The sequence below is a fragment of the Streptomyces sp. NPDC053367 genome (assembly GCF_044545925.1).
Taxonomy (GTDB): domain Bacteria; phylum Actinomycetota; class Actinomycetes; order Streptomycetales; family Streptomycetaceae; genus Streptomyces.
The window spans coordinates 343,217-355,797 of record NZ_JBITYN010000001.1; the positions used below are offsets into that span (position 1 = coordinate 343,217).

General features: G+C 70.3%; 12 protein-coding genes. All 12 read right to left on the reverse strand.

All coding sequences use genetic code 11. The annotated features are described in order from the left end of the window. Window positions 1-160 precede the first annotated feature (160 nt). Window positions 161-1,261 (reverse strand): DivIVA domain-containing protein, encoded by a 1,101-nt coding sequence (locus ACIGXJ_RS01575; protein ID WP_399640086.1) that lies wholly within the window; start codon window positions 1,259-1,261, stop codon window positions 161-163. A gap of 55 nt (window positions 1,262-1,316) precedes the next feature. Then, window positions 1,317-1,604 carry a YggT family protein gene (locus ACIGXJ_RS01580; RefSeq protein WP_386380364.1) on the reverse strand — a complete coding sequence of 96 codons (288 nt, stop codon included), beginning with the start codon at window positions 1,602-1,604 and terminating at the stop codon, window positions 1,317-1,319. Window positions 1,605-1,663: 59 nt separating this feature from the next. Next, window positions 1,664-2,305 carry a cell division protein SepF gene (locus ACIGXJ_RS01585; protein WP_399640089.1) on the reverse strand — a complete coding sequence of 214 codons (642 nt, stop codon included), beginning with the start codon at window positions 2,303-2,305 and terminating at the stop codon, window positions 1,664-1,666. A gap of 128 nt (window positions 2,306-2,433) precedes the next feature. Next, window positions 2,434-3,153: a YggS family pyridoxal phosphate-dependent enzyme gene (locus tag ACIGXJ_RS01590; RefSeq protein WP_399640091.1), complete on the reverse strand. Its 720-nt coding sequence runs from the start codon at window positions 3,151-3,153 to the stop codon at window positions 2,434-2,436. A 6-nt stretch (window positions 3,154-3,159) separates the two neighbouring features. Beyond that, complete coding sequence (gene pgeF, locus ACIGXJ_RS01595) at window positions 3,160-3,891, reverse strand: peptidoglycan editing factor PgeF (RefSeq protein ID WP_399640093.1); 732 nt, start codon at window positions 3,889-3,891, stop codon at window positions 3,160-3,162. After that, a complete protein-coding gene (gene ftsZ / locus ACIGXJ_RS01600; RefSeq protein ID WP_399640098.1) occupies window positions 3,888-5,078 on the reverse strand; it encodes a cell division protein FtsZ in 1,191 nt (396 codons plus the stop codon). The genes pgeF and ftsZ overlap by 4 nt, the downstream gene beginning before the upstream one ends. Window positions 5,079-5,366: 288 nt before the next feature. Continuing rightward, window positions 5,367-6,158, reverse strand: a complete 792-nt coding sequence (locus ACIGXJ_RS01605) for a cell division protein FtsQ/DivIB (RefSeq protein ID WP_399640100.1) — start codon at window positions 6,156-6,158, stop codon at window positions 5,367-5,369. A gap of 50 nt (window positions 6,159-6,208) precedes the next feature. After that, the gene (gene murG, locus ACIGXJ_RS01610) at window positions 6,209-7,306 is read right to left on the reverse strand and encodes an undecaprenyldiphospho-muramoylpentapeptide beta-N-acetylglucosaminyltransferase (RefSeq protein WP_399640103.1); all 1,098 of its coding nucleotides are present in this window, start codon (window positions 7,304-7,306) and stop codon (window positions 6,209-6,211) included. 6 nt (window positions 7,307-7,312) lie between these two features. After that, window positions 7,313-8,674 (reverse strand): putative lipid II flippase FtsW, encoded by a 1,362-nt coding sequence (gene ftsW, locus ACIGXJ_RS01615; RefSeq protein ID WP_399640106.1) that lies wholly within the window; start codon window positions 8,672-8,674, stop codon window positions 7,313-7,315. Between the two features lie 20 nt (window positions 8,675-8,694). Continuing rightward, a complete protein-coding gene (murD, locus tag ACIGXJ_RS01620) occupies window positions 8,695-10,113 on the reverse strand; it encodes a UDP-N-acetylmuramoyl-L-alanine--D-glutamate ligase (RefSeq protein ID WP_399640109.1) in 1,419 nt (472 codons plus the stop codon). Then, window positions 10,095-11,165 carry a phospho-N-acetylmuramoyl-pentapeptide-transferase gene (mraY, locus tag ACIGXJ_RS01625; RefSeq protein ID WP_399642121.1) on the reverse strand — a complete coding sequence of 357 codons (1,071 nt, stop codon included), beginning with the start codon at window positions 11,163-11,165 and terminating at the stop codon, window positions 10,095-10,097. The genes murD and mraY overlap by 19 nt, the downstream gene beginning before the upstream one ends. Next, complete coding sequence (gene murF / locus ACIGXJ_RS01630) at window positions 11,165-12,580, reverse strand: UDP-N-acetylmuramoyl-tripeptide--D-alanyl-D-alanine ligase (protein ID WP_399640112.1); 1,416 nt, start codon at window positions 12,578-12,580, stop codon at window positions 11,165-11,167. Before murF ends, mraY begins: the two co-directional genes overlap by 1 nt. Window position 12,581 lies beyond the last annotated feature (1 nt).

Sequence of the window (12,581 nt, forward strand, 5' to 3'; positions counted from 1 at the left end):
GGCTGCGGGTCGTGCGTGTGTCCTCGCGCAGTTACTTGCGCAGTTCCCCGCGCCCCGAGGGCACTGCCCGCAACGCGCGTAAAAGGGGCGGGCCCCGGATCTGGAATCCGGGGCCCGCCCCTATTGAACGCTGCCGACGCCTAAGGCGTACTACCGGCCGTCAGTTGTCGTCCTCGTCGATGAGGAAGCCACGCATCGGCGACGGCGCCTGACCCATCGGGGACGGGCCCTGCGGGCGGACCGGAGCCATGGGCTGGGTCATCGCCGGGGACATCTGCTGCTGACCACCGTAGGACGGCGCGGACGGACCCGGGGCACCGCCCATCGGCTGGTTGCCGCCGTACGACGGGGCGCTCGCGCCGGCCGGGGCCATGGAGGGCGCCGGGGACGGCGGCAGCGACGCGGTCGCCGGGGTGCGCGGCGGCGCGAGGGAGTCGTCGGCCTGGGTCTCCAGCTGACGCAGCTGGGACTCCAGGTAGGACTTCAGGCGCGTACGGTACTCGCGCTCGAAGCCGCGCAGATCCTCGACCTTGCGCTCCAGCGTGGCGCGCGCGGACTCCAGGGAGCCCATGGCGACGCGGTGCTTCTCCTGCGCGTCCCGCTCCAGGGCGTCGGCCTTGGCACGGGCGTCACGCTCGAGACCCTCGGCGCGGCTGCGGGCCTCACCGACGATCTTGTTCGCCTCGGAGCGGGCCTCGGCGATCGCCTGGTCGGCGGTCTGCTGGGCCAGCGAGAGGACACGCGCGGCGCTGTCACCACCGGGACCCTGACCCATCGGGCCGGGGCCGCCCATCGGACCGCCCATGGGGCCGCCCATCTGCTGCGGCATCGGGGGCTGGCCCATCGGACCGGGACCCTGACCCATCGGACCGGGACCCTGCGGACCCTGACCGCCGGGGCCGGCGGGCAGCTGCGGGGCACCGCTCGGCAGCTGGGGCGGGCCACCCATGGGGCCACCCATCTGCTGCTGCGGCGGGCCCGATATGCCGGCCGGCACCGGAGCGCCGGGTCCTCGCATACCCTGCGGCGGCTGCTGCTGGTCCTGCTGCTCCGGCGGCTTGCGCATGTTCTGCTGGTTCTGCGCAGCAGCGCGCGTGGCCGCGGCCAGCTTGGCGCGCAGGTCCTCGTTCTCGCGGAGCAGGCGCGTCAGTTCGGCTTCGACCTCATCGAGGAAGGCATCGACCTCGTCCTCGTCATAGCCTTCTCGGAGGCGGACGGTCGTGAACTGCTTGTTCCGCACGTCCTCGGGGGTCAACGGCATCTCTTCACCTCAACGTTGTCGTCGGCAGTCGGCAAGACCGTATCTGTCACATCGCTCACATCGCGCTCCGCACGAGCGTGATCAGGATGTAGACGATGATCATCAGTACGAAGAAGGACAGGTCGAGCGCCACGCCCCCGAGACGCAACGGCGGGATCACCCGCCGCAGAAGCTTGAGCGGTGGATCGGTGACAGTGTAGGTGGCCTCCAGAACGACCACCATCGCCTTGCCGGGTTGCCACGAGCGGGCGAACTGGAAGACGTAGTCCATGACCAGTCGGAAGATCAGCACGATGAGGAACACCATCAGCGCGATGTAAAGAACCTGCAAGGCCACGCTCATGACTGGTGCTTCCCTCTCCCCTGTTCCCTGTTCCGTGCTGTTCTTGCCGGTGGTGCGTCTCAGCTCTGGTTGAAGAACCCGCCCTCTGCGATGCGGGCCTTGTCCTCCGCCGTGACATCGACGTTAGCAGGCGACAACAGAAACACCTTCTGCGTCACCCGCTCGATGCTGCCGTGAAGACCAAACACCAAACCTGCCGCAAAGTCGACAAGTCGCTTCGCGTCTGTGTCGTCCATCTCAGTCAGATTCATGATCACCGGGGTGCCCTCACGGAAGTGTTCCCCGATGGTACGGGCCTCGTTGTAGGTCCGCGGGTGAAGCGTGGTGATCCGGTAAGGCTCTCGTTCGGACACGACCTTGGGCATGATCACCGGTGCGTTCTTCTCCAGGGACTGACGTTCTTGTGTGATGGACGCCACGGGCGCGATACGCGCCGGACGGCCGGATTCCGCGACGGGCGAAGCGGATCGGGCGACCGGCTCGCGAGGCATGGGCGCCTGCACGATTCGCACCTCTTCGTCCCTTTCGGGCTGATGTGCGATGTGCTGCTGATGCGACGGCTCGTGCCGTCGGTGGTCACGCTCGGGCTCCGGGTCGAGTTCGGGCTCGAAGTCGTCATCGGGGTCGAATCCCCGGCCGTCGTACCCATCGTCCTCCACGAGGCCGAGGTAGACCGCCATCTTGCGCATCGCGCCGGCCATGCTCTGAGTCCTCCGCTCTGTGGTGGATCCGCTGACGACCGCCAAGTGCCCGCGATCCACGTGGTCCTTGTGCCCCCTTTCGGCGGCAATGACCATATTTTCTGCTGTGGTCCGACTTCCTGGCGACGTTACCCGAGCCCGGCGCGGACTCCGAGTACCGCGGTGCCGACGCGTACATGTGTCGCTCCGGCCGCCACGGCCTCCTCGAGGTCCGCACTCATCCCTGCGGAGACCATGTTCGCAGCCGGATGGGCTCGGCGCAGGTCAGTCGACAAATCCATCAACCGCTCGAACGCCGCCCGTTGGCGCCCCGCGTACTCGCCGGTCAGCGGAGCGACGGTCATCAGCCCGTCGAGCCGCAGTCCCGGCGAGCCGGCGACGAGGTCGGCCAACTCTTCGATTCCGCCGGGGGCGACACCGCCCCGCTCCCCTCTGCCCCGCTCCCCCGCGTCCAGCGCGACCTGGATCAGACACCCCAGTTCGCGCTCCGCCCGCACGGCCTCCTTGGAGAGCGCCGTCACGAGCCGGGCCCGGTCGACGGACTGCACGAAGTCCGCGTAACCGGTCACGGAACGCACCTTGTTGGTCTGCAACTGACCGACGAAGTGCCAATTCAGGGGCAGATCCGCACATTCCGCGGCCTTGGGTGCCGCGTCCTGGTCACGGTTCTCGGCGACATGGCGCACACCGAGTTCCGACAGGATCCGTACATCGCTCGCCGGGTAGGTCTTGGTGACCACGATCAGCGTCACCTCGTCGCGCTCACGCCCGGCGGCCTTGCAGGCCGCGGCGATGCGCTCCTCCACCTTCGCCAGGTTCGCGGCGAGTTCGTCCCTACGGTCCGTCATGCCCCATCAGTCCAGCCAGACATAGCCGGCGAGCCGCCCTGTGGAGCGGTCCCGGCGGTACGAGAAGTGGTCCCCCGACTCGAGCGTGCAGACCGGCGACTGCGCCCGGTCGGCGACCCCGAGCCGGTTCAGCTGCGCGTGCACTCCGGCGGCGACGTCCACCGCGGGGGTGCCCCAGCTCGTCTCGGCGTGCGCCGCCGGCTCGACCGCGGCGACCTCGGCGCGCATGGCCTGCGGCACCTCGTAGCACCGGCCGCACACCGCCGGCCCGGTGCGGGCGACGATCCGAGCGGGATCGGCGCCGAGTTCGGTCATGGCCCGTACGGCGGCGGGGACCACCCCGGCGGTCATGCCGGGCCGGCCCGCGTGGGCGGCGGCGGCGACACCGGCGACCGGGTCGGCCAGCAGTACGGGCACGCAGTCCGCGGTCAGTACGGCGAGGGCCAGTCCGCGCCGGGCGGTGACCACCGCGTCGACCTGCGGGATCTCGGCGCCGGCCGGCCAGGGTCCGCCGACGACGGCCACGTCCGCGCTGTGCACCTGGTTCATCCAGACGACCGAGGCGGGGTCCAGCCCCAGCGACTTGGCGGCCAGCTCCCGGTTGGTGCGGACCGCCTCCGGGTCGTCGCCGACGGCGCCGCCCAGGTTGAGCTCCTCATACGGAGCGGCGCTCACCCCGCCCCACCTGTCGGTGAAGGCGAAGTGCGCGCCGCTCACGCTCTCGCGCTGTCCTATCACTTGAGGAAGTCCGGCACGTCCAGCTCCTCGGCCGCGCTGCTGTCGTAGGTCCGCGACGGCGGTACGGGCGGGGCGACCGGGAGGTCGGCCACCGGCTCGGGCGCGGGCTCCGGCTCCTCCTTCGGCGTGACGCTGCCGAGCGAGCCGAAGGTCGGGCGGGACTCGGTCTGCCGGGCCGGGGCCGGCTCCTCGCGCTTGGCCGAGGCCGAGCCGAGGACGTTGTCCCGGCGGGCAGGGGGCTGGCCCCCGTCGAAGCCGGCCGCGATGACGGTGACGCGCACCTCGTCGCCGAGGGCGTCGTCGATGACCGCGCCGAAGATGATGTTGGCCTCGGGGTGGGCGGCCTCGCTGACCAGCTGGGCGGCCTCGTTGATCTCGAACAGGCCGAGGTCGGAGCCGCCGGAGATGGAGAGCAGCACCCCCCGGGCGCCGTCGATGGAGGCTTCCAGCAGCGGGGAGGAGATCGCCATCTCGGCCGCGGCCACCGCACGGTCGTCGCCGCGGGCCGAGCCGATGCCCATGAGGGCCGAACCGGCCTCGGACATGACCGACTTGACGTCGGCGAAGTCCAGGTTGATCAGGCCGGGCGTGGTGATGAGGTCGGTGATGCCCTGAACACCGGAGAGCAGGACCTGGTCGGCGGACTTGAAGGCGTCCAGGACCGAGACCTGGCGGTCCGAGATGGACAGCAGCCGGTCGTTCGGGATGACGATGAGGGTGTCGACCTCTTCGCGGAGTTCGGCGATGCCGTCCTCGGCCTGGTTCGCGCGGCGCCGTCCCTCGAAGGTGAACGGGCGCGTGACCACGCCGATGGTGAGCGCGCCGAGCGAGCGTGCGATGTTGGCCACGACGGGCGCGCCGCCGGTGCCGGTGCCGCCGCCTTCACCGGCTGTCACGAAGACCATGTCGGCCCCCTTGAGGACCTCCTCGATCTCCTCGCGGTGGTCCTCGGCGGCCTTGCGGCCGACGGCCGGGTTGGCTCCGGCGCCGAGTCCGCGGGTGAGTTCACGGCCGACGTCGAGCTTGACGTCGGCGTCGCTCATCAACAGAGCTTGCGCGTCGGTGTTGATGGCGATGAACTCGACGCCCTTGAGACCGACCTCGATCATCCGGTTGATGGCATTGACACCACCGCCGCCGACACCGATGACTTTGATGACTGCGAGGTAGTTCTGCGGTGCTGCCACGTCGAAGGCCTCTCGCCTCGAGTTACGTGTCGACGGATCACCGGGACGCGCCGCGTCCCGCGATCAGACGACTGATGCCGAATGGGACGGTCCGTTTCGCCGACCCGAACCCTAAAGCTCAAGTTTAGGGTTACCAGTATGTCTGTTCCTTGGAGTCTTCTGAACGAGACACTAAGTCGACAAGTGGCGCGCGTTCAACGAACACGCCGAACCTCCCGTTTTTCTTTTCACCCTATGTGATCAGCCGTAGCGCTGCCCAACCAGGGTGCTGGCCTGCGCGTATGTGCGTCAACTCCCCGATGACGCAGGGGCCGTGGGGACGCTCACGTCGAAGTGCCGTGCACCGGGGGCCGCTTTCATGAGAGCGGTGAGCGTACGGGCCTTCGCGCGCCCCTTCTCGGAGCTGCCCCAGGCGACGGTCCGGCCGTCGTTCAACTCCAGCGAGACGGCGTCGTAGGAGCGCACCCGGACCACCCGGGTGTCACGGGCGACGGCGGCCGGGAGCGCGCCCGCCACCCGGACCGCCTCGCGCGTCAGCCGGCCCTCGCCGAAGCGGCGCAGACTGGGAGCGGCCGAACCGGTTCGGGAAACGGTCAATTCCAGTGCGGGCACGCCTTTGGGGGCCTCGGAAACCGTGGCGAAACGGACGCCTTCATCGTCCACTTCGATGAACTTTCCGCCCTTTTTCACCAAGAGCACAGGGGTGCGTTCAACCACTTTCAGGACAATTCCATGCGGCCAGGAACGACTGACTTCGACCGTGTCGATCCGGGGCAGTTCCCGGCGCAGTCGCGCCTCGATCGCATCGGTGTCCACCGAGACCAGCGGGTCCCCCACGGGCACGTCGGCCGCCTCGCGCACCTGAGCGGGCGTCAGCACCGCGGTGCCGAGGACGCCGACCCGTTCCACGCGCAGCCAGGGCGAGCCGTACGACAGCCAGACGCCGCCCGCCGAGACGAGCACGAGGGCGGCGCCCGCGAGCAGGAGGCGCAGGCGGCGCCGGGCGAACCGCCGAGCGGGGGGCGGGCCGGACGACTCCTGCTGGCGTTCACCGCGCTCGGCGGTGGTCGTACCGGCCACGCTTCCTGCCTTCCCGCCCGCACGGAAACGCCTACGCGGGCCTACGGTTCCTACCGGTGTGCACGACTGGCGGCGATCGCCTCGTACACCATGCCGACGAGCAGGTCGTCGGCGTCGCGCCGGCCGAACTCACCGGCGGCGCGGGACATCTGGTACAGCCGGTGCGGATCGGCGAGCACGGGCAGCACGTTCTGCTGCACCCACTCCGGGGTGAGGTCCGCGTCGTCGACCAGCAGACCGCCGCCGGCCTTGACCACCGGCTGGGCGTTCAGCCGCTGTTCACCGTTGCCGATGGGCAGCGGGACATAGGCGGCCGGCAGTCCGACGGCGGAGAGCTCGGCGACGGTCATCGCGCCCGCGCGGCAGAGCATCATGTCGGCCGCGGCGTACGCGAGATCCATCCGGTCCAGGTAACTTACCGGGATGTACGGGGGCATCCCCGGCATCTGGTGCACCTGCGGCAGTTCGTTCTTCGGGCCGACCGCGTGCAGGATCTGGATTCCGGCCTGCTGCAGCCACGGCGCGACCTGCTGCACGACCTCGTTCAGCCGCCGGGCGCCCTGCGAGCCGCCCGTGACGAGCAGGGTCGGCAGGTTCGGGTCGAGCCCGAAGGCGGCGCGGGCCTCGGGGCGCATGGCGGCCCGGTCCAGGGTGGCGATGGAGCGGCGCAGCGGGATGCCGATGTAGCGGGCGCCGCGCAGCTTGCTGTCCGGCGTGGAGACGGCGACCTGGGCGGCGTACCGCGAGCCGATCTTGTTGGCCAGACCGGGCCGGGCGTTCGCCTCGTGGATGACGATCGGCACGCCGAGCCGCTTGGCGGCCAGATAGCCGGGCAGCGCCACGTAGCCGCCGAAGCCGACGACGCAGTCGGCCTTGGTGCGCTCCAGGATCTGCTCGGCGGCCTTGATCGTGCCGCGCAGCCGGCCCGGGACGGTGATCAGCTCGGGGGTCGGCTTACGGGGCAGCGGTACCGCAGGGATCAGCGCCAGCTCGTAGCCGCGCTCGGGAACCAGCCTGGTCTCCAGGCCGCGCTCCGTGCCCAGGGCCGTGATGCCCACGGTCGGGTCCTGCCTGCGCAGGGCGTCCGCGAGGGCGAGCGCGGGCTCGATGTGGCCCGCGGTGCCCCCGCCGGCGAGTACGACATGCACCGAAATTCACCGCTCTCCGGACGAGCGCACCGCCGAGGTGCGCCGTCGCATCGTGTTCCATCTCCGGGGACTCCGACCTGAACGGGTGCCCCCAGCCCCCCGCTTTCTACCAAAGCGGGGTTGCCGCATCGCAAGCGCCGCCCGCGCAGCGGGCTCGTCGCGCGCGAAAGCGATCAGCAGCCCGATGGCGAACATGGTCGGCAGCAGGGCGGAACCCCCGTAGGAGAACAGCGGGAGGGGGACACCGGCGATCGGCAGCAGACCGAGCACCGCACCCATGTTGATCACGGCCTGGGCCGTGATCCAGGTGGTCACACCTCCCGCGGCGTACCTCACGAAGGGGTCCTCCGTGCGTCCGGCCACGCGGATACCCGCATAGCCTAGAGCGGCGAAGAGGGCGAGCACCGACAGCGTCCCCGCCAGGCCCAGTTCCTCACCGGTGACGGCGAAGATGAAGTCGGTGTGCGCTTCGGGGAGTTGGCCCCATTTCTCCACACTCGCGCCGAGCCCGGACCCGAAGATTCCGCCGGAGGCGAGGGCGTAGATGCCGTGCACGGCCTGCCAGCACGCGTCGCCCGGGCCGGGGTCGGTGGCACCGAGGCACTGCAGCCGGGCCATCCGGTTGGGGCTGGTCCTGATCAGCACCACACCGATCAGGGCCGCCACCGACAGCACCCCGACGAACAGCCGGGTGGGCGCCCCGGCCAGCCACAGCAGGCCGAACAGGATCGCCGTCAGGATGATCGCCGTGCCCATGTCCCCGCCGAGCATGATCAGCCCGAGCAGCAGGAACGCGACCGGCACCAGCGGCACCAGCATGTGCTTCCACTGCGTCAGCAGCTTCTTGTCCTGCTTGCGGGCCAGCAGATCGGCGCCCCACAGCACCAGCGCGAGCTTGCCGAACTCGCTGGGCTGGAGCTGGAAGGGGCCGCCGACGGAGATCCAGTTCTGGTTGCCGTTGACCGACATCCCTATCCCCGGCACCTGCACCAGCGCCATCAGGAAGACCGCGCCCGCGAGGATCGGATAGGCCAGCGCCCGGTGCAGCTTCACCGGCATCCGCGAGGCGGCGAGCAGCAGCCCCCCGCCGATCACCGCGGCGAGCAGCTGCTTGCGGAAGAACCAGGAGCCCGTCAGGCCCATCTGCAGCGCCTTGATCTGGGAGGCCGAGTAGACCATCACCAGACCCAGCACGATGATCAGCAGACTGCCGCCGAGGATCAGGTAGTACGCCGTCAGCGGCCGGTCCCACGCCTTGCGCGCGCGCGTGTAGAGCCGTAGGACCGGGTTCTCGCGCGGGGGGCGGGGGGCGGCGGGCCGCACGGCGGCCCGGGGGGCGGGCCGGCGGCCGGTACGGCTACTGGGCATCAGCGCCTCCGCTGCGTCGGTCAGGAGCCGAGTTCGCGAACCGCCTCCGCGAACGCGTCACCGCGCTTGTTGTAGTTGGTGAACATGTCCATCGAGGCGCAGGCGGGGGCGAGGAGCACGGTGTCGCCGGGCTGCGCGAGCCGCTGGGCCTCCTGGACGGCCTGGAGCATCGCCCCAGTGTCGGTCCGGTCGAGGTCGACGACGGGTACTTCCGGGGCGTGTCGCGTCAGCGCCTCGCGGATCAGCGCCCGATCGGCACCGATCAGCACGACGCCCCGCAGCCGCTCGGCCGCCCCCGCGACCAGCTCGTCGAAGGTCGCGCCCTTCGCGAGGCCGCCCGCGATCCACACGATCGACGGGTACGACGCCAACGAGGCTTGCGCGGCGTGCGTGTTGGTGGCCTTGGAGTCGTCGACGTACGCCACGCCGGCCACGTCGGCGACGTGCGCGATGCGGTGGGCGTCCGGGGTGAAGGCCCGCAGACCGTCCCGTACGGCCCCGGCGGGCACCCCGAAGGCGCGCGCGAGGGCCGCCGCGGCAAGGGCGTTGGCGATGTTGTGCGGGGCCGGCGGGTCGACGTCCGAGACCTCGGCGAGCTCCTGGGCGTTCTTCTGCCGGTTCTCCACGAAGGCGCGGTCGACCAGGATGCCGTCCACCACGCCGAGTTGGGAGGGGCCGGGCGTGCCGAGGGCGAAGCCGATGGCCCGGCAGCCCTCCTCGACGTCGGCCTCGCGCACCAGGTCCTCGGTGGCCTTGTCGGCCACGTTGTAGACGCAGGCGACGCGATTGCCCTCGTAGATCCGGCCCTTGTCGCGCGCGTACGCCTCCATCGAGCCGTGCCAGTCGAGGTGGTCCGGGGCGAGGTTCAGGACGGCGGCGGAGTGGGCGCGCAGGGAGGGCGCCCAGTGCAGCTGGTAGCTGGAGAGCTCCACGGCGAGCACGTCGTACTTCTCCTCGCCGAGGACCGCGTCCAGCAGGGAGACACCGATGTTGCCGACGGCGGCCGTGCGCAGCCCGGCGGCCTTCAGGATCGACGCCAGCATCTGCGTGGTGGTGGTCTTGCCGTTGGTGCCGGTCACGCACAGCCAGGGCGCCGCGTCCGGGCCGCGCAGCCGCCAGGCCAGCTCGACGTCGCCCCAGATCTCGACGCCGGCCTCGTGGGCCGCCGCGAACAGCGGCTTGTCCGGCTTCCAGCCGGGCGCGGTGACGACCAGCTCGGCGCCCTCGGGCAGGGTGTCGCCGTCACCGAGCCGCACGGTGACGCCCAGCGCCCGGAGCTCGGCGGCCTGGGCGCGGGCCCGCTCGTCGTCGCCGTCGTTGACGACGGTGACCTGCGCGCCGAGCCCGTGCAGCACCTTGGCCGCCGGGACGCCGGAGACGCCGAGCCCGGCGACGGTGACGTTCTTCCCCTGCCAGTCGGTCACTTGTCCGCTGCCCATCCCGCGTAGAAGAGGCCCAGTCCGACGATCACACAGATGCCCTGGATGATCCAGAAACGGACCACCACGAGGACCTCGGACCAGCCCTTGAGTTCGAAGTGGTGCTGAAGCGGCGCCATCCGGAAGACGCGCTTGCCGGTCAGGCGGAACGAGCCGACCTGGATGACCACCGACATGGTGATCAGGACGAACAGACCACCGAGGATCGCGATCAGAAGCTCGGTGCGCGAGCAGATCGCCAGACCGGCGAGCACACCGCCGAGCGCCAGCGAACCGGTGTCACCCATGAAGATCTTGGCCGGCGACGTGTTCCACCACAGGAAGCCGAGGCAGGCGCCCATCAGCGCCGAGGCGACCACCGCGAGGTCGAGCGGGTCGCGCACCTCGTAACAGGCACCTGGGTTCGTGAGCGTCTGGGCGTTCGCGCACGACTCCTGGAACTGCCACACGCCGATGAACGTGTAGGCGCCGAAGACGAGCACCGAGGCGCCGGTGGCCAGACCGTCCAGACCGTCCGTCAGGTTCACACCGTTCGACATCGCCAGGATCATGAACAGCGCCCAGACCACGAACAGCACCGGGCCGATCGTCCAGCCGAAGTCGGTGATGAACGACAGCTTGGTGGAGGCCGGGGTGTTGCCGCGGTTGTCGGCGAACTGCAGCGACAGCACCGCGAAGGCGATGCCGACGATCAGCTGTCCGGCCATCTTCGCCTTGGCCCGCAGACCCAGCGAACGCCGCTTCACGATCTTGATGTAGTCGTCCAGGAAGCCGACCAGGCCCATGCCGACCATCAGACCGAGCACCAGCAGACCGGAGAAGGTCGGCGAGTAGCCCGTGATGACCTTGGACAGGAAGTAGGCGGCGACCGTGGCCAGGATGAAGGCGATACCGCCCATGGTCGGCGTACCGCGCTTGCTGGCGTGCTCGCGCGGGCCGTCGTCACGGATGTACTGGCCGTAGCCCTTGCGGGCCAGCAGCTTGATCAGCAGCGGCGTGCCGACCAGCGTCAGGAACAGACCGATGACGCCGGCGAACAGGATCTGCTTCATCATCGGGCGGCAACCTCACCCTCGGCACCGGTCTCGAGCAGCGCCTGGGCAACGCTCTCGAGCCCGACCGAACGGGACGCCTTCACGAGTACGACGTCCCCCGGGCGCAGCTCGCTGCGCAACAGGTCGACCGCCGCCTGTGCGTCGGACACGTGCACCGACTCCTCACCCCACGAACCCTCGTTATATGCGCCCAGTTGCAGCCAGGAGGCTTCGATCCCCCCGACCGCGACGAGCTTGCTGACGTTGAGCCGGACGGCGAGCCGTCCGACCGCGTCGTGCTCGGCGAGCGCCTCGTCCCCCAGCTCGGCCATCTTGCCGAGCACCGCCCACGTGCGACGCCCCCTGCCCATCGCCGCCAGCGCGCGCAGGGCGGCCTTCATGGACTCGGGGTTCGCGTTGTAGGCGTCGTTGACGATCGTCACGCCGTCCGGGCGCTCGGTGACCTCCATCCGCCAGCGGGAGAGGGAGCCCGCCTGGGAGAGCGCGGTGGCGATCTCTTCCGCGGACATGCCCAGCTCATGGGCGACGGCGGCCGCGGCGAGCGCGTTCGACACGTGGTGCTCACCGTACAGGCGCATGGTCACATCGCTGCACCCGGAGGGTGTGTGAAGGGTGAAGGAGGGCTGTCCGGTGTCCGTGAGTCGTACGTTCTCGGCGCGTACGTCCGCTTCGTCGCTCTCGCCGAAGAAGAGCACCTTCGCCTTCGTACGGGAGGCCATGGCGCGCACCAGCGGGTCGTCGGCGTTGAGCACGGCCGTGCCGCCGTCCTCGGCGGTGGGCAGGGCCTCCACCAACTCGCCCTTGGCCTGGGCGATCTGCTCGCGGCCGCCGAACTCGCCGATGTGGGCGGTGCCGACGTTGAGCACCAGGCCGATCCTCGGGGGCGTCAGCTCGGTGAGGTAGCGGATGTGGCCGATGCCGCGGGCGCCCATCTCCAGCACGAGGAACTTCGTCTCCTCGGTGGCGGACAGCGCCGTCAGCGGCAGCCCGATCTCGTTGTTGAGCGAGCCCGGCGTCCACACGGTCGGCGCCCTGTGCTGGAGCACCTGGGCGATCAGGTCCTTGGTGCTGGTCTTGCCCGCGGAGCCGGTGAGGGCCACGAGGGTCGCGCCGAGGCGGGTCACGACATGACGGGCGAGAGCACCGAGCGCGGCCTGCACGTCGTCGACGACGATCGCGGGCACCCCGACCGGCCGGGAGGCCAGTACGGCGGCGGCGCCCGCCTCGACGACGGCGGCCGCGAAGTCGTGGCCGTCGACGCGTTCGCCGACGAAGGCGACGAACAGGCTGCCGGGCACCACCTCACGGGAGTCCCGGACGACGGGTCCCGTGACCTGGACGGCCGGATCCGGTATGTCGTACGTCTGCCCGCCGACGACTTCTGCGATCTCGGCGAGAGAGAGGGCGATCACA